Here is a 16,412-nt window from a genome sequence, read left to right on the forward strand (position 1 = left end):
TAGTAGGGGTGAGAGTTGTGGCCGATCAGCATGCGGTGCGTGACCACCAAGGCGGCTCAGAGCCGGCGTTGGACTTCGAGGCGGTGTACCAAGGGCGCGAGATCGCCTACGGTGCGGCCTCTCCTCAGACGGACCTCATCCCGTGGCGGCTGGACGGTCCCCAGCCGTTGCTCGTCGAGCTGGAGGCGGCGGGCGACATCACCGGCCCGGTCCTGGAATGCGGCTGCGGGCTGGGGGACAACGCCGTCTTCCTGGCGAGCCGCGGACACGAGGTGACCGCGTTCGACGCCGCGCCGTCCGCGATCGAGCAGAGCCGGTCCAAGGTCACCGCCGCCGCCCCGGTGACCTTCACCGTCGCCGACGCGACCGAGCTGAACGGCATCGGTGTCCCCGGTGGCTTCCGCACCGTCGTCGACAGCGCCATGCTGCACTGCCTGGACGCCGATCAGCGGCGGGCGTACCTGACGGGCCTGCGTCGCGTGTGCGCACCCGGCGCCAAGCTCCACGTCCTCTGTTTCAGCGGCGAGTTGGCGGCCTTCCTCAAGATGCCGGCCGCCATGGACGAAGACAGCCTGCGCGCGGACTTCGCCGAGGACTGGGCGATCCGGCGCATGGAGCCCTGCCAGTACACCACCGGTCTGTCCATGCAGCAGTGGCACAGCCTGTCGCCCGCGCTCTCGAACGCCCCGGAAGGAGAGGGCCTGGTGTCGGTGGACGAGTACGACAGGGTTCTCCTGCCGTTCTGGCGGATCACCGCCGAACTGACCTGACCGGTCGGGGCGGGCACCGACCACCGGTTCGTTCGCCCTCGCGGGATCACCAAGGGGCCGTCGCCGGGCACGTCCCGTACCGCAGCATCGCGAGGCACGGCACGCCGCGGCCCCACCAGGACGTCCGGAGCACTGCCGCGCATGTCCGGCCGCGGTGACGGGTACGCCCCTGTCGCACGGGGCGTGGTGGAAGTGACGAGAGAGCGAGGGCTGTCGGAAGTGATGCGGAAGCTGCAAGCGATCGCGCTGGACTGCGACGATCCGGTACGGCTCGCGGAGTTCTACGCGGAACTGCTCGGCGGCCGGGTGGTCACGGACCCGGAGGAGCCCGGATGGGTCGAGGTGCAGGGGTTCGAGGGGACGCCGCTGGCCTGTCAACGGGTGGACGGCTACCGACCACCCGATTGGCCCGGTCAACAGCGTCCGCAACAGCTGCACTTGGACTTCGACGTGGACGACCTCGACGGGGAGGAGGAGCGGGTGCTCGCCCTCGGCGCGACCGTCTTGGAGCGAACGGACCAGATCCGCCCCGGGGCCAACTGGAGGGTCTACGCGGACCCGGCGGGCCATCCGTTCTGCCTCTGCTTCCACTGACGGAGCCCGGCCCGCTCACCACGAACGGGCCGGGTCAGCACTCTGCCAGTGCGGAAGGGGCTGGGGGGCGGGCGCGGTGTCCGCCCAGCACCGCGCAGGCAGGCAGGCCGCTAGACGGTGGCTTCCCGTCGGGCCACCGTGACCAGTTCCGCCGCCGGCCCCACCAGGCGCCGTCCGCTCGGCCAGACCGCACGCAGGTCGCGGGTGAGGTCGACGCCCGCCACGTCGACGCCGGTCAGCCGACCCTCGACGATGTCCCCGCGGACGGCCAGCTCACTCAGGACGGACGGCCCGGTGCCGGCGATCACGGCGCCGCGCACGGCGGCCGTCGAGCCGAGTTCCACCAAGGGCCGGGCGCGGTCGCAGCCCGCCAGGTGCAGCGCACGGTCCAGGGTCTGCCGCGTGCCCGAACCGCTCTCCCGCAGCACCAGCGGGGTGCGGGACAGTTCGCGCGCCGACAGCGGCTCGCGGCGGCGCGCCCACGGGTGCCCGGGGTCGACCACCACGACGAGCCGGTCCTCGGCCACCTGCCGCGTGGACATCACGCGGGACAGGCGTGGTCCCTCGATGAACCCGATGTCGGCCTCGCCCGCTTCCACCAGCTCGGGCACATGCTCGCTGTTGGTCACCTGCAGCCCGATGTAGAGCTCCGGCCGGCGGCTCCGCAGTTCACTGATCCAGGTCGGCAGCAGGTACTCCGCGATGGTGAGGCTCGCGGCGACGCGCAGTTCGGACTCCCGCCGGTCGCGCAGTTTGCCGGCCCCGGTGAGCAGGTCGTCCAGCTCGGCCAGGACGGACCGGGCGTGCCCCGTGACGACCTGCCCGGCCAGCGTCAGGCGGGAGCCGCGTCGGGTCCGGTCGACCAGCACCAGTCCCAGGCCCCGTTCCAACGTCGACAGCCGGCGACTGGCGGACGGCTGGGAGATCCGCAGCCGCTCCGCCGCACGGCCGAGGCTCCCGAGATCGGCCACGAGGACCAGAAGCCGCAGCGACTCCAGGTCGGGCGTGCGCAGGGGGAGGTGAGCGGAAGGGCGGTCGGACGCGGAGGAGTCTGTCACAGCCCCAGCGTATGACTCGGTCATGCGTGCAGGCTATGACCTCCTGCACGATCAGGGGCTACAGGGCGAGCACGGGGTCACCCAGAGTGGTGATCATGAAGGACGCCAGCCTCCCCCGGCCAACCCACCCGCCCGACCTCGCCCGTGAGCCCGCCCCCGCCCGTAAGCCCGGCGCCGCCCTCGTCGACCGGCTGCCCGGGCTCGCCCTGGCCGTCGCGGTCGCCCTCGTCGCGACCTCACTGGGTCGGTTGGTGCCCGTCGTCGGCGGGCCGGTGAGCGGCATCGTGCTCGGGGTGCTGGTGGCGGTCGTGGCGCGACCCGGCGACCGGCTGCGCCCCGGCATCGCCTTCGCCGGACGCGGAGTGCTCCAGGCCGCGGTGGTGGTGCTGGGGGCGCAACTCTCCCTGGGACAGGTGCTGCGGGTCGGCGTCAGCTCGCTGCCGGTGATGATCGTGACCCTCGCGGTCTGCCTGGCGGCGGCGTACGGCATCGGACGCCGCCTCGGGGTCGTCCGCGACCTGCGCACCCTGATCGGGGTGGGCACCGGCATCTGCGGCGCCTCCGCGATCGCCGCGGTCACCCCGATCATCGGCGCGGCCGAGGCGGAGGTGGCCTACGCCGTCTCCACGATCTTCGTCTTCAACATCGCCGCGGTGCTGACCTTTCCCGTGCTCGGGCACCTGCTGGGAATGGGGCAGCACACCTTCGGACTGTTCGCCGGCACGGCGGTCAACGACATGTCGTCGGTGGTCGCCGCCGCCACCACCTACGGCGGCCCGGCGGCCGACTACGCGGTGGTGGTCAAACTCGCCCGCACACTGCTGATCATCCCGATCTGCCTGGGCCTCGCCGCCCTCGCCCGTCGCCGCGCGCGGACGGCCGACGCGAGTACGGGCGCAGCAGGTACGGAGCAGGGGCTCCCCCGCCGGGTCCGCGTCGGCCGTCTGGTGCCGTGGTTCCTCGGCGGCTTCCTCGTCCTCGCGGCCGCGAACACCGTCGGGCTCGTCCCGTCTGCGGCCCACGGCCCGCTCAGCGCGCTCGCGGTCTTCCTGATCACCGTCGCCCTCTCGGCGATCGGCCTGTCCACCGAACCCGCCAAGCTGCGCCGCGCCGGCGCCGCTCCCCTGCTGCTCGGCGGCTGCCTGTGGCTGGTGGTGTCCGCCACCAGCTTGGCCGTCCAGTTCCTGACCCGGTACGTGTAAGGGCACACCTACCGAGGCACGCTGGTGCGCACTGCACGTCCTCGCGCGCGAGCACGGAGCGAGGCCGTGCCACACGGGAGAAGGGCGAAGGGGACGTCCTCACCTCCCCAGCCCCGACCCCGAGCGCCTCCGGCAACTCGTACGCCTGGTTCGCGTCGCGTGGGAGGAGTGGTGGGGCACCAAGGGGCGGACGGGGCGGAACGGGCGGACGGCGAGGAGGGGCCGTCAACTGCCCTGAGGGGGCCGGCAGGTGCCGCGAGCGGCGGCTGCTCCGTGGAGCAGCCGCCGGTCAGGATGCACGGGCGCACTTCGCGCCGAAGCCGATGTGGCGGTTCGGGCCGATGCTCGCGCGATCCCGCGTACGGGCTCGGGCGGGGACGGCGGGACCGGAGACGGTGCACACGGGGCCTACGGCACGCGCGCGCCGACCTCGGCCCGAGCGGCCTCCTGCGATCTCAGCGGCCCCCGCCGGAACCCGCGGCCGCGAACGACATCGCCACCGCGCCCGCCCGAGCCATCGGACGGTACGAGCGGTGCGCCGCCCAGTCACCGTAGGCCGGTGCCTGGACCTGGCCCGTCATGGCCGGCTGTGCCTGGTTCATGACGGGAGACTGCGCCTGCTCCGTCACGACGGGCTGGGCCTGGGTGGCCACCGGCGCCTGGAGTTGGCGCTGCGGGGCGCGGCGCATCTGCGCCCGCACGTGGATCACCCGGTGCTTCGCACCGTGCCTGCCCTGACGCTTGGCCATGCGCTGGAGCGCCACCGTCCCGTTCGCCGGGTTCACCGTGTAGCGCACGCCCTCGTGCGTGACGGAGCGGTGGGTCGAGCTGAGGGTGGCGATCTGCTTGTTCTTGAGCTGGATCTTCGCCGTGTAACTCCCGTTGACCTTCTGCACGGTGGCGCGCGCGCCGTTGGTCAGCATGACCGTACGGGCCGGGCCCGGCTTGTTCTTGCCGTGGTTGTTCACGCGCGGCGTCTTGGAGTGGACGTGCGTGCCGTCGAAGTAGACGTAGATGCCCTTGTTGTAGCTCTGGCCCTTCTTGAGGGTCGCGAACGGCTTGCCGCTGCCGATCGCCTGGAGGTCGCAGACCCCGTTGTGGATCACGGCCTCCATGCCGCCGCCGAGGCCGACGGCCCTGACCCTGTCCTTGACCGGCGCCTGGGGTGCGGTGCGCGCGGCGCCGGCGGACGCGGGCCGGTCCTGCTGCTCCGGGGTGCCCACCGCGAACGCGGTGGTCGGTACGGCCATCGCCCCGGCGAGCACAGCGGCGGTGCAGACGGCACGCAGGGAGGCGTGCGAGGCGGGGAAGATGCGGGAGGTCTTCATGGAGCTCGTAACCCTTCTCGATGTGCAAAGCGCGTGAAGTGGTTCACCGAACCTATACAAACCGACCCATTACGGATCAATTTGGACAGCTCGGGACATTAGACAAGGTTCCCTCGACGGGAAGGGCGAGGCGCGCGGTGTGCGGATGCGGCTTGCGGCTCTTGGCCCCACCGAAACCCGGCGGCGCCCGCACCAGAACCCGCGGGCGCGGGCAAGCGGTGGGCAGGTAATAGCCCTATCGCATCGCCTTCTACGGCGGCCCCTTGTGTCCCGCACCCGGGGCATGACCGTCCCGGCAGGTGCCGCCCGCCTGCGTCCGCGCGCATCGGGGAAGCACGGTGACGGCGTTCGCGCTCGCTTCGACGACGATCGGCCGGCAGGTCGAAACGGCTGCCGCGACGAAGACGCCCCGCCCCGCCCCGGGGGCTCGGGGCGGGGCGGGGCGTCTTCGCTGACCTACGGACTGCCCGACGGGGCGCAGGCGTCGGCAGCGCGCCCGAACGTCGTCACGGGGTGTAGACGGCGTCGCTGCCGTACAGCTCCTTCGTGAAGCTGGAGAGGTACTCGTGCCGGTCGGAGCCGTCCAGGTCGTACGTCAGGTACACGCCGTAGCCCTCGCCCACGGTGCGCCGGGCGAAGTCGGCTGCGGTGCCCGCGGGCGTGGCTCCGATTTGGACGGCTGCCGGAGACAGGTTCGACTTGGGCAGCGCGATGCCCGGCACCTGCCACTGGCCGTACCAGGGATTCCAGGCGTAGTTGAACTTCGAGGTGATGTCCACGCCGCCGTAGGACAGCTTCTCCGCCGACGGGCCGATGCTGTACAGGGAGATGAGCTTGTCGGGCATGTAGTCACGCAGTGCGGAGACCAGGTGGACGAAGGAGCTGTCGTTGGGTTGCCCGGTGCCGTTCTTCCCGTATTCGGCGTACTCGTCGTCGAAGTCGATGCCGTCCAGGCCGTACTTGCCGACGGCGTCGGACAACTGCTTGGCGAATGCCGAGGCGGCTTCCTTGGACGGGAAGTTGGCGAAGCCGGCCCCCTGGTGGTTGCCGAGCACCGACAGCATCACCTTGATGCCCTTGGCCTGTAGCGGTCGGATCTGGTGCGCCGCATCGTCGAGGACGCGCTGCACGTTCTCGTTGAAGTACAGGTAGGCCGACTTCTTGGCGGTGTCGTAGTTGATGTTGGCGGCGAAGACGACCGCGACGTCGAACACGTTGGCACCGCCCTTGGCCAGCGTGTACTTGCCGACGTTGAGCATGCTGTTGTTGTTCACCTCGACGTAGGCGACCGAGGTGGGCCCCTTCTTGACCGGCGCCGCTGCCGCGGGGGCGGCGGTCGCGGGGGCGGCGGTCGCCTTGGCACCGGCGAAGAGTGCCGCTACGAGCAGCAGCGCGGCCGCAGCCGTTCGCGCCCTGCCTCGTCCTAATGCAAAAGTCATGGACCAATCTCCTGTCGATGGGGTGGCATTCGTGAACTTGCCCCAGTGGAAAGGGAATTAGGCGATGCCCCTGTCAATGGCCCTTGCTGACTTCCCCGCCGCCGGCCCCTCGGGGCCGGCCGGGCAATCCTGGAGCGCCGTTCCCACCGGTCGGGACGAGGCGATGCCGGTGACCGGTTCCCCTGACGGCCGATGCCGCTCCAACGACACGAGCGGCGCGGGCCGTTGTGGTGCCGCAGCGGCGTTTCACGGAGATCATTCGGAACTGTTCGGCCCAGTGGGGCATCTCCACCAGTGCGTGCCCCCACAAGCGAGGAGCTTTTCCGGATGATGCGTCGAGTTCGTGTGCTGCTGCTGAGTGCCTTGGTGTTGGCGGCGGGGGCGGTGATGTCGTCGGCGCCGGCCTCCGCCGTGATCGGCGGGTCGAAGAGCACTTACGGGCCGTGGGCGGTGCGGATGCTCGTCGACGGGAAGCCGACGTGCACCGGGACGGCGGTCGCACCCCAGTGGATCCTCAGCGCCTCGCACTGCTTCTTCGAGCAGGCCCAGCCGGTCGCCGACAAGCGGATCTCGTTCCGGGTCGGCAACCTCGACATGCGGAAGGGCGTCACGGTCCGCCCGGTGCCCGGCCGACGCGCCGGAAGCGCGGACGCCGACATGATGCTCGTCAAGGTCCCGCCGATGAAAGTCCGCACGGCCCCGTTGGCCACGGCCGGGGTCCACCGGGGTCAGGTCGTGCGGCAGTACGGGTGGGGCGCCACCTGCACCGGGGACGAGAACACCTGCCAGTCCCCGGTGCTCAAGCAGTCGGACCTGCGGGTCGTAGCGGCGGACGACCCTCGCTGCGAGGGCCACACCGCGCCGGGCGGTTCGGACTTCTGCATGGAGAAGGTGGCCGGGATTCCCGCCGGTGGCGACTCCGGAGGTCCGGTGATGAGCGTCGGTCCGCGCGGCACCGAGACGCTCCTCGGCGTCTTCGACGGCTCCGACCGGGAGGAGATCGCCGAGGCCGGCGAGATCTCCCAGCAACTCGCCTGGATCCGCTCCGTCATCCAGCACTAGTACGGCGCGCGGGTAGGCGGGCGGGTAGGCGGGCGGGAAGCGTCGCCGCCCGCTTGTGTGCGGCGACCGCGGGCGGGCAGGCGGCCGCGGGCGGGGACGCGCCCAGGCATGACGGCGAGAGCCGCGCGTGGCGCTGAGCACGTCGTGGGCCGCCAGGCCGGTCGAGGAGAGGGGTGCTCGCCGGCGGTGCGGCCGACGCTGCGGTCGCGGGTCGGTCCGTTGCCCGCGCCGCCATGCGCGCCCACCAGTCGACGGTCCCGCCGCAACCGCCCGCGACACGCCGAAAACGGCTGAGATAACTGACACATCTGAGGTGTCTGAGGTTTCTGTGGCGTTTGGGACTGGCCGAAATCGAGCGCATGGCGCCCTTCCGCGGCGATCCGCTCGGGGCGGGCCCGTCCCTTCCGAGGTAGGCACCGTCCGGTTTCTCGCCACTTCGAAAACCGGTGGGAACGTTTCCGGTTCAGTGGTACCCGTGGCGGAATTCGATGCTGCGGAATGCTTAAATCCGCGTCAATGTGACGAAGCTTCCTCCGATCCCCCTTGTCCGGCTGGATCTTGAGCTGGTACACCTGGTCCGAAAATTGTTTCGCCGAACTGAATCGAACCCAGCCACCGGCCCGTCGAGCGGACCGGTCGCGAATCCAGCCGCAGGGCAATCGACTTGTCATTGCCCGCTGCTGGCGACCGTGTCCGGGAACCGTCCGGATGAGCGAGTACCGGCGAGACGTCAGCCACCAGAATTGCCGCACAGCGGCCGGTGATAAGTGCGCCCAAAAAGAAGGGGATTGATGTTAACTCAAAGTTCACCTGAATCGCCGCCCGAATCCGTTGCGGACGCGTTGACGGTCCTCAAAACCCGTACAGCGGTACGCAACTACTCGAAGGAGCCGGTCGACGACGCGCTGATCGAGCGCCTTCTGGAGGCCATGCTCGCCGCGCCGACCGCCTCCAACCGGCAGGCCTGGTCCTTCGTGGTCGTGCGCAGGCCCGCCGGGGTCCGCCAACTGCGCGCGTTCTCGCCCGGGGTGCTGGGCACGCCCGCCTTCTTCGTCGTGGCCTGCGTCGACCGCAGCCTCACCGACAACCTTTCGCCGAAGCTCTCCCAGACGATCTACGACACCAGCAAGCTCTGCGTCGCCATGGCGGTGGAGAACCTCCTGCTCGCGGCGCACGCGCTCGGCCTGGGCGGATGCCCGGTGGGCAGCTTCAGGTCCGAGATCGTCAAGGGCATGCTCGGCATCCCGGAACACCTCGAGCCCATGCTCGTCGTCCCGATCGGCCGTCCCGCGACGGCACTCGTCTCGTCCCCCCGCCGCGCCAAGAATGAGGTCGTCAACTATGAATCCTGGGGAAACCGTGCTGCCGCCCCAACTGCGTGAGGACATCGCACTCCTCGCCGCCTTTCTGCTCAGCAGCGGTCGCGGACTCCTGGACGAGCCGGCCGACTACGGCATCTACCGCTGCACCGACGGGGCCCGCCGGGTGCTGCAACTCCTGGGCGAACACGGGGGCAGCACGGCGCGGTTGACCGCCGTCCGCGAACGCCTTGACGAGGTCATGTTCGCGCCGATGGGCGAGGACCGGGACATGGGCGAGATCCTGGACGACCTGTGTCGCCAAATGGCGGGCGCCCTTCCGGAAATAGAAACCCCCTGACATTCGTCCGGGGCCATCCCAAAAGGATTTCATAGCATGCTATCAGGCTTAGTTCCCGCGCTGGACCACAGTATGCGGGAAGAAATACTTGGCAATCGCGGCCGAAAGATCCGGCAACGCGGTGAGCACGCTCTCATTGGAATCAGTGCGGGCAACAGTTATTTCAGCCAGAAGAACGTCACCATGCTGCTGCAATGGGCCGGGCAGCATTTCGAGCGCACGGATGTCGTCTACGTGGACACGCACATCGACGACATGCTGATCGCGGACGGCCGCAGCCCCCAGGAAGCCGAGAAGTCGGTCAAGCGCACGCTCAAGGATCTGCGGCGCAGGCTACGGCGCTCGTTGGAGAGCGTGAGCGAACACGGCGAGCGGTTCCGCGTCCGGTCCCTGTCCGAGATCCAGGAGACCCCTGAGTACCGGGCCGCACGCGAGAGCACCGACCGGGCCTTCCTTGAGGACGGCGATTTCGCCACCGTCTGCGAGGAGATGGTGCGCGCCGTGGTGATGAACCGGCCCGGTGAGGGCGTCGGCATCTCCGCGGAACACCTGCGGGCCGGTCTGGACTACGTGCTCGCCGAGGCCCCGCTCTTCGCGGACTCGCCCGGCGTGTTCTCCGTCCCCTCGTCGGTGCTCTGCTACCACATCCCCACCCCGGTATCGACGTTCCTGGCCCATCGCGAGACCGGATTCCAGGCGGCACAGGGCCAGGCGTACGTCGTCGTCAGGCCGCAGGAACTGGCCGACGCGGCCTAGCCAGGCATCGGAAGAGGGGAGCGAGCCGGTGCGCCCGCTGCTGTTGGTGGACGTGGACGGACCGTTGAATCCGTATGCGGCGAAACCGCAGCGGCGGCCCGCGGGCTATCAGACGCACCGTCTGCTGACGCCTCGTTGGGAGGCCGCCCAGCGGCGTCGGCTGGCGGACTGGGGTGTGCCGGACGAGCGCGTGAAGCCGCTGCGGGTGTGGCTCAACCCCGATCACGGCCCGGCACTGGGCTCGCTCCCCTTCGACCTGGTGTGGGCGACGACGTGGGAGGACGAGGCCAACGCCTACGTCGCGCCGGTCCTGGGGCTGCCGGAACTGCCCTTCATCGCCTGGCCTTCGCCGCGGCCGGAGCCCGAGGACGGCGTGTTCTGGAAGACGCCGGCGATCGTGGCGTGGGCGAGGGGTCGGGCGTTCGCCTGGGTGGACGACGACATCACACGGGCGGATCGTGCCTGGGTGGCGGAGCACCACGACGGTCCCGCCCTCCTGCACCGCGTCGACCCGCGGCACGGACTCACCGCCGACGACTTCGCCGTGCTGACGGCGTGGGCGGCCGGCCTCGGCTGACGCGGCGGCCGGACGGCGAACCGTCCGCCCGCCGGATCCCGGTCGGCCCGCTCCCCCGCGGCGGCGTTCAGGGTGCGGTCGTCCAGTGCGGCGTCCAGTCCGGTGTCCAGGTGCCGGTGCCGTCGTGGTCGGCCGCCGTGCCGGCGAGGTACGCGCGGAGCGTGGCGAGCGCGGGGTGCGGGTTGTCGCGGTGCCACAGGAGCGAGTGCGGGTAGACCGGGGTCGGGTCGGTCACCGGGATGCGGCGCAGGCCGTGGTCGGCGGGCCAGACGAGGCGGGTGTGCTCGCCCATGAAGGTGGCCAGGGCCGGGGTGTCGGCGACGGTGTCGAGGAGCGCGTCCGAGCCGAAGTTGGGACCGGTCGCCTCGATGGTGAGGCCGAACTCGGCGACGAGGTCGTCGTAGTAGGCGGCCCACTCCGTCCCGGGGACGATGCCGGGCATCCAGATCCGGTGCCCGGTGAGCTGCGCGACGGTCACCGATCGGGCGCCCGCCAGCGCATGGCCGGGGCCGGTGAGCAGCTGGAGCGGCTCGTCGACCACCCGGACGGACTCGATGTCCGGGGGAAGGGGCCGACCTGGCACGCCGACGGCGCGGAACGACGCGTCGAGCGCGCCGGACCGGATGGCGGCGACGGCCGTGTCCATCTCGAACAGCAACATCACGTCGAGGTCGATCTCGGGGTGGGCGCGGTGGAAGTCGCGCATCAGGCCCGAGGCCGCGCCGCGCGAGTTGATCACGTCGACGCGCAGCGGACGGCGGCCGGCGCGCACGGACGCGACGGCCCGGTCGGCGACGCGCAGCAGCTCCCGGGCGTGGGGCAGGAACGCCTGCCCGTCGATGGTGAGCTGCGCGCCGCGCGGGGTGCGGGTGAACAGCCGCACCCCGAGGTTGCGCTCCAGCGCGGCGATGCGTTTGGAGACGGCCTGCTGGGTGACGGCCAGCTCGACGGCGGCCTCCTGGAATTGCCCGGCGTCAGCGACGGCGACGAAGGTCCGGACTGCTTCGAGATCCACAGTTGCCAGCCTACTGGAACAACCTTTGGTTGTGGCAAGGTGGTACTGCGGTTGTTTGTCGTCCGGGTATCGCGCTCGCTTTGATACGTCCGATCACGGATCGGTTGTACGGGTGAGCGGTGAGGCGTCGAACATGGGGAACGGGCATCGGCTGGGGCGTCGGTTCGGGTGGCTGTGGGGTGCGTACGGGGCCAGCGCGCTCGGCACCTGGCTCGCCTTCGGCGCGTTCCCGCTGATCGCGATCCAGGTGCTGCACGCCGGGCCGGCGAAGGTCGCGGCGTTGTCCGCCGTGGGGACCGCGGTGGGCGCGGCCGTGGCGGTGCCGCTCGGCCCGTGGGTGGAGTTCCGGCGCAAGCGGCCGGTGCTCGTCGCCACGGACCTGGTGCGGTGCGTCGCGCTGCTGACGATCCCCGTCGCCTTCGCGTGCGGCGTGCTCTCCTTCGTCCAGCTCCTGCTGGTCGCGGTCGTCGTCTCGGCGGCCGACATCACCTTCCGCGCCGCCTCGGGCGCGTACCTGAAGACGCTGGTGCCGGCCGAGGACCTGCTCGTCGCCAACGCCCGGTTCGAGTCCACGGCCTGGACGACCACGGTCGTCGGACCGCCGCTGGGCGGCGCGGCGATCGGGCTCCTCGGTCCCGTGGCGACGGTGGTGGCCGACGCGGTCAGCTACCTGCTCTCGGCCCTGGGCATCCGCGCCACGGGTGGTCGGGAGCCGCGACCGGAGCGTCCGCAGGCCGCGCGCCTGCGGGCCGGTGACCTGCTCGACGGCTGGCGGTACATCCTCGCCGACCCGACGTTGCGTCCGCTGTTCTTCAACACCGCGCTGTTCAACGGCCTGCTGATGGCCGCCGACGCGCTGCTCGCCGTGCTGATGCTCGGGCGGCTCGGGTTCTCGCCCTGGCAGTACGGGCTCGCCTTCGCCGTGCCCTCCATCGGCGGGCTGCTGGGGTCGCGGCTGGCCCGGCCGCTCGCCACCCGGTTCGGAGCGCACCGGGTCCTGGTCGTGGTCGGCGGGCTGCGTGCGCTCTGGCCCGTCGGGCTGGCCTTCACGGGGCCCGGCACCGGGGGCCTGCTCCTGGTGATGGGCGTCGAACTCGGGCTCATCTTCTGCTGCGGCGTCTTCGGCCCCGTCTACGCCACCTACCGCCTCGAACGCACCGCGAACGACCGGATCACCCGCACGCTGTCCGCCTGGTCGGTGACGACCAAAGCCGTCACCGCACTCCTGACGGCCGCATGGGGCGCACTGGCCGGCCTCCTCGGCCCGCGCACCGCCATCGGTCTGGCCGGCGTGCTCCTGCTCGCGACCCCGCTCCTGCTCCCCCGCCGCGCCGCGCCGCCGCACGCCGCGCCGGAGTCGGCACCAGCGCCGGCACCGGACGGCGCCTGACGGGCCGAAGCCGGCGTCACCGTTCGGGCCGGCGGACGGTCCTGCGCGGCGGTTCGTCCCGTGGGCGCTAGCGGGGCGGCGTGGTCGCGGCCCGCTTGATGTCCCCGATCGCGGTGCCGAAGGTGCGCATCGCGTTGACGATCTCGTTGAGGGACGTGGTGAAGAGGTGCTCGCGTTCCGCATCGCTCCGGTGTGGTGCGCCCTTGGACGGGACGGTCGCCTCCTGACAGTCCTGCACCCCTCGGTGGAGTTGGTCCAGTGCGGCGGACCAGTTCCGCTGGAGGTCCCGGGCCGGGACGGGGAAGTAGGCGCGGGCCTCCTCGACGGGCTGGCCGAGGGTGCCGCAGCGGCGGTGGAACGCCTGCTCGTCCAGCGCGACCGTCCCGTCGGCGTGGCGCTTGCCGGCGGCGGCCTTGAGGAGTTCGGAGTCCAGGGCGATCGAGGCGGCGTTGATCTGGTGGGCAAGCCGGGTGCCGCCGGCGTTCAGCCACGACGCCGCCTGCCAGGCGCGGGTCTGCGGTGTCCGCGCCGGAGGGGCGGGCCCGCGTTGCTTCCGGACCGCGTCGGCCGCTTCCTGCCACTGGCGGGAGTCGTCGGAGCCAGCCGCCTGGGTGAGGGTCACGGCGGCCAGCACCACCGCCGGCAGGCCGAGCGCGAGGAGCGTCCCCGCCTTCAGGAGCGTCGAGGGCGGGCGGCGCGTCGGACTGGGCGCAGGTGCGGCGGCCTCGTCCGCGTGGGGTCGGCCGCGCAACCGGCGCACCGCCCACGCCAGTCCCGCCCCCACCAATGCCGCGCAGGCCGATCCGAGGACGGCGTTGACGAGCGTCAAGGAGGTGACCGTGCCGTCGATGATCAGGCCGTTGCGGGGACGCCACCGGCACCCGTCGAAGGCGGTGTTCAACGGGCCCAGGCAGCCGTCGAGGGAGAAGAGGACGAACACCTCGGCGTAGGCGAGCAGTTGGACCACCTGCGCGGCGATCAGCGCCCGTAGCAGCCAGTGCCGGCGTGCCCCGGCGGCCACCACCGCGGCCGTCAGCAGACAGGCCGCCAGGACCGTCACGCTCACCCACCACATGTGGATGAGGACGAAGGGGCCGGCCGGCCCCTTCGGCGTCGCCGGCCGCGACTGGTTCATCACGACTTGGGCCAGGACCAGGCCCGTCCCGCACACCAGGGCCCCGACGAGACCGGCGCCGAGCGTCCACCGCAGCCGCAGGGGCGTGACCGGCCGCAAAGCCGGGCCCGCCAGACCCGTGACCGTCCGTCGCACGCCCGGGAACAGGGCCAGCGCCAGCGGCAGCAGCCACATCGACAGCGTGACGATCCCGACGAGGAGGTCGCCGCCCAGCGGGGTGAGGACCATGAGGCCGGTGGAGAACGCCGAGAGGTCCGGCCCGTAGCCGTGCCAGTCGCCCGGGACCGTCCGGGCGTAGTACGCGGCCAGTTCCGCGCCCCGGTCGCCGATGCCCAGGGAGAGGCTTTCGCCCGCCACCGACCACCACCGCAGTCCGGCCCACAGCACCGCGGCGGTCACCAGCGCGCAGCAGGCCGCGGCCGCCCAGCGGTGCCCCCGGCCAGGCAGGGCGAGTGCCAGGCGCAGGGACTGGGACCACCACACCGCGGGCACCGCCGCGACGAGCAGGAACGCGAGCAGGTACTGGGGTTGCGGCAGCATCCAGTCGAGCCGGTACTGGGTGCTGGAGACGAACTGGCCCAGCAGCAGGCCGAGTCCGAGCCAGAGGCCCGCCACCGCGGCGGAGGGCCCCGCTCCGTCGGCGGTGCCCGAGCCGCGCAGGAGCGGCAGGCCGAGGGTGAGGCAGAGCACCGGTGCCACGGTCCCGACCGTGATCCAGATCGAGCCCGGGCCGTCGGACAGGACCGGAAGCGTCATCAGTGACTGGTACAGCAGCGCCGCCGAGACACCGGTGAGGAACATCGCCAGCGCACCGACGCGGTCGAGGCGCCCGGCGTCGACGAGCGCGCGTCGGCGTTCCGCCCACTGCGGATGGGTCCCCAGCAGCGCGGTCAACCGGCGCAGCCACGGTGCCACCGGCCCGGCGGGATCGGGGCGCTGCCAGCTGGCGGCGTCCGCGCCCCAGGCGACCGCCCGGCGGTCGGCGAACAGTTCGCGCCGCCGCAGCAGGTCGGCCCGCGCCAGGTGCACCAGCGCGGCCAGCAACAGCCCGACCAGCACGGGGGCCAACAGCACGGCCGCGCCGCCCGGCCACCACGGGGACTTGACGCCGGACAATGCCAGGGCGAGGACCCAGCCGGTCTCCGCGAAGGTCGGGATCAGGGCGAGCAGGACGTAGGCCCGCCACAGGGCGGTGCTGGCGTAGGCGTAGTCCACGTCGCGGTGGTGCACGTGGGCGAGTTCGTGCAGGACGACGGCGCGGAAGCCCTCCGGGTCGGTGCCGAGTCGGGGCAGCAGGCCGGAGTGCAGGCAGACGGTGTAGTTGCCGGAGCGGCCGTGGACGCTGGCGCCGGAGGTCGTCCGTGCGGGGTCGACGCGGAAGCGCAGCCGTGCGCGGACACCGGTGCGGGCGCACAGTGCGGCGAGTTCCGCCCGCAGCGTGCCGTCGAGGTCGACGGCTTCGAGCGGCAGCAGCCGCCGCCACCGCTCGCGGGCCGCCGGCAGCCACCAGTACAGCCCGGCCGCGAGGGCGAGCAGCACGACGGTGGCGAGGGCGCCCTGGTACGGGACGAGCGCGTGGTCGCCGATGCACGCGTGCAGGGTGCCCGGGCGGGTCAGGGCCGTCAGGAGGTTCTGCGGGTCGGTGCTGCCCGGGTCGAAGCCGGCGGCGTACAGACAGCCCGACGGGCCGTCCAGGGCCGCCCGGCCGTCGCGCAGCCCGAGGACCGCCGGGACGCTCTGGAGCAGTTCGTCGAGCGTGGGGACGCTCGACACCACGACGAGGACCATCAACAACGCGAAGCGGGGTCCCGTCCCGGTCGCGCTCCGGAGCCCGGCGAACGCCTTCACGACACCATGCCCTTCACGACGTGGCGGCCTTCGTGGCGGCCTTCATGACGTGGTGCCGGGGGTCTCGGGGTGCCCGTCGTCGACCGCGGCCGCCGTCGCGATCCGCGCCACGACGCCGTCGGCCAGCGCCTCGGCGTCCGGGCGGTCCAGGCCCCGCTCGGTGGCCCGTTCCACGATGTGCGCTCTGACCAGCGCCAATTCGCCGGGATCCAGTGCGGTCAGGGTGCGGTTCGCGGTGGCCGGAGCACGGCGCAGGAGTCTGCGCACGCCGGCCCGGCCGCGTGTCAGCAGCCCCTCCGTGGCGCGGTCGACCGTGCGGCGCGCCGCCTGGTCGAGGACGAGCCAGACCACCGGCGCCACCACCGCGGACACATCCGCGTAGCCGAAACCGAGCGGCTCCCGCCGGCTCCCGCGCCGAGCGAGGGTGCGCACCACCCGGTCGTCGTCCAACGTCCGCAGGCTGTCGACGAGCGGCAACTCGTGGGCCGCGTGCTCGGCCACCACTTCCCGTACCAGATCGCGCACATACCGCACCGTGCAACCCCCGTACGTCGCCGTCCAGTTCCTTGCATTGCAGCA

Annotated in this window: 15 protein-coding genes; 9 read left to right on the forward strand and 6 right to left on the reverse strand. The window is 71.8% G+C overall.

Annotated elements, in window-relative coordinates:
• Positions 1 to 17 precede the first annotated feature (17 nt).
• Positions 18 to 770 (forward strand): class I SAM-dependent methyltransferase, encoded by a 753-nt coding sequence (locus ABD385_RS23410; RefSeq protein WP_344579351.1) that lies wholly within the window; start codon positions 18 to 20, stop codon positions 768 to 770.
• 219 nt (positions 771 to 989) lie between these two features.
• The gene (locus ABD385_RS23415) at positions 990 to 1,364 is read left to right on the forward strand and encodes a VOC family protein (RefSeq protein ID WP_344579535.1); all 375 of its coding nucleotides are present in this window, start codon (positions 990 to 992) and stop codon (positions 1,362 to 1,364) included.
• A 110-nt stretch (positions 1,365 to 1,474) separates the two neighbouring features.
• Here the strand turns inward: ABD385_RS23415 and ABD385_RS23420 are convergent, their stop codons facing one another.
• Positions 1,475 to 2,422: a LysR substrate-binding domain-containing protein gene (locus ABD385_RS23420; protein WP_344579354.1), complete on the reverse strand. Its 948-nt coding sequence runs from the start codon at positions 2,420 to 2,422 to the stop codon at positions 1,475 to 1,477.
• A gap of 95 nt (positions 2,423 to 2,517) precedes the next feature.
• On the opposite strand from ABD385_RS23420, the gene ABD385_RS23425 reads away from it, so the two are divergent.
• Positions 2,518 to 3,624 carry a YeiH family protein gene (locus tag ABD385_RS23425; RefSeq protein ID WP_344579357.1) on the forward strand — a complete coding sequence of 369 codons (1,107 nt, stop codon included), beginning with the start codon at positions 2,518 to 2,520 and terminating at the stop codon, positions 3,622 to 3,624.
• A gap of 455 nt (positions 3,625 to 4,079) precedes the next feature.
• Here ABD385_RS23425 and ABD385_RS23430 read toward each other — a convergent pair whose 3' ends face one another.
• Positions 4,080 to 4,952 (reverse strand): hypothetical protein, encoded by an 873-nt coding sequence (locus ABD385_RS23430; RefSeq protein ID WP_344579360.1) that lies wholly within the window; start codon positions 4,950 to 4,952, stop codon positions 4,080 to 4,082.
• A gap of 506 nt (positions 4,953 to 5,458) precedes the next feature.
• The gene (locus ABD385_RS23435) at positions 5,459 to 6,391 is read right to left on the reverse strand and encodes an endo-beta-N-acetylglucosaminidase H (RefSeq protein WP_344579362.1); all 933 of its coding nucleotides are present in this window, start codon (positions 6,389 to 6,391) and stop codon (positions 5,459 to 5,461) included.
• A 327-nt stretch (positions 6,392 to 6,718) separates the two neighbouring features.
• On the opposite strand from ABD385_RS23435, the gene ABD385_RS23440 reads away from it, so the two are divergent.
• The 5 genes from ABD385_RS23440 (at position 6,719) to ABD385_RS23460 (ending at position 10,445) form a co-directional block, all read left to right on the forward strand.
• Positions 6,719 to 7,453: a S1 family peptidase gene (locus ABD385_RS23440; RefSeq protein WP_344579365.1), complete on the forward strand. Its 735-nt coding sequence runs from the start codon at positions 6,719 to 6,721 to the stop codon at positions 7,451 to 7,453.
• Positions 7,454 to 8,295: 842 nt separating this feature from the next.
• The gene (locus ABD385_RS23445) at positions 8,296 to 8,835 is read left to right on the forward strand and encodes a nitroreductase family protein (RefSeq protein ID WP_344579366.1); all 540 of its coding nucleotides are present in this window, start codon (positions 8,296 to 8,298) and stop codon (positions 8,833 to 8,835) included.
• Positions 8,795 to 9,112, forward strand: coding sequence for a DUF6092 family protein (locus tag ABD385_RS23450; protein ID WP_344579369.1), 318 nt, complete (start codon positions 8,795 to 8,797; stop codon positions 9,110 to 9,112). The genes ABD385_RS23445 and ABD385_RS23450 overlap by 41 nt, the downstream gene beginning before the upstream one ends.
• 72 nt (positions 9,113 to 9,184) lie before the next feature.
• The gene (locus ABD385_RS23455; RefSeq protein ID WP_344579372.1) at positions 9,185 to 9,868 is read left to right on the forward strand and encodes a tRNA-dependent cyclodipeptide synthase; all 684 of its coding nucleotides are present in this window, start codon (positions 9,185 to 9,187) and stop codon (positions 9,866 to 9,868) included.
• Between the two features lie 37 nt (positions 9,869 to 9,905).
• The gene (locus ABD385_RS23460) at positions 9,906 to 10,445 is read left to right on the forward strand and encodes a hypothetical protein (protein ID WP_344579536.1); all 540 of its coding nucleotides are present in this window, start codon (positions 9,906 to 9,908) and stop codon (positions 10,443 to 10,445) included.
• A gap of 67 nt (positions 10,446 to 10,512) precedes the next feature.
• Here ABD385_RS23460 and ABD385_RS23465 read toward each other — a convergent pair whose 3' ends face one another.
• Positions 10,513 to 11,460, reverse strand: coding sequence for a LysR family transcriptional regulator (locus ABD385_RS23465; RefSeq protein WP_344579375.1), 948 nt, complete (start codon positions 11,458 to 11,460; stop codon positions 10,513 to 10,515).
• Between the two features lie 133 nt (positions 11,461 to 11,593).
• On the opposite strand from ABD385_RS23465, the gene ABD385_RS23470 reads away from it, so the two are divergent.
• Positions 11,594 to 12,850, forward strand: coding sequence for an MFS transporter (locus ABD385_RS23470; protein WP_344579377.1), 1,257 nt, complete (start codon positions 11,594 to 11,596; stop codon positions 12,848 to 12,850).
• Between the two features lie 67 nt (positions 12,851 to 12,917).
• On the opposite strand, the gene ABD385_RS23475 is transcribed toward ABD385_RS23470, so the two are convergent.
• A complete protein-coding gene (locus ABD385_RS23475; RefSeq protein WP_344579379.1) occupies positions 12,918 to 15,833 on the reverse strand; it encodes a M48 family metalloprotease in 2,916 nt (971 codons plus the stop codon).
• A 42-nt stretch (positions 15,834 to 15,875) separates the two neighbouring features.
• Positions 15,876 to 16,358, reverse strand: coding sequence for a hypothetical protein (locus tag ABD385_RS23480; protein ID WP_344579382.1), 483 nt, complete (start codon positions 16,356 to 16,358; stop codon positions 15,876 to 15,878).
• Between the last annotated feature and the right edge of the window lie 54 nt (positions 16,359 to 16,412).

This window comes from Streptomyces lunalinharesii (assembly GCF_039532155.1).
GTDB classification, from domain to species: Bacteria; Actinomycetota; Actinomycetes; order Streptomycetales; family Streptomycetaceae; genus Streptomyces; species Streptomyces lunalinharesii.

Excerpts from the sequence above, each read along its gene's own strand:
- ABD385_RS23425 (WP_344579357.1), top strand. The coding sequence starts at position 2,518 with ATGAAGGACGCCAGCCTCCCCCGGCCAACCCACCCGCCCGACCTCGCC.
- ABD385_RS23430 (WP_344579360.1), bottom strand. The coding sequence starts at position 4,952 with ATGAAGACCTCCCGCATCTTCCCCGCCTCGCACGCCTCCCTGCGTGCC.
- ABD385_RS23435 (WP_344579362.1), bottom strand. The coding sequence starts at position 6,391 with ATGACTTTTGCATTAGGACGAGGCAGGGCGCGAACGGCTGCGGCCGCG.
- ABD385_RS23440 (WP_344579365.1), top strand. The coding sequence starts at position 6,719 with ATGATGCGTCGAGTTCGTGTGCTGCTGCTGAGTGCCTTGGTGTTGGCG.
- ABD385_RS23450 (WP_344579369.1), top strand. The coding sequence starts at position 8,795 with ATGAATCCTGGGGAAACCGTGCTGCCGCCCCAACTGCGTGAGGACATC.
- ABD385_RS23455 (WP_344579372.1), top strand. The coding sequence starts at position 9,185 with ATGCGGGAAGAAATACTTGGCAATCGCGGCCGAAAGATCCGGCAACGC.
- ABD385_RS23470 (WP_344579377.1), top strand. The coding sequence starts at position 11,594 with ATGGGGAACGGGCATCGGCTGGGGCGTCGGTTCGGGTGGCTGTGGGGT.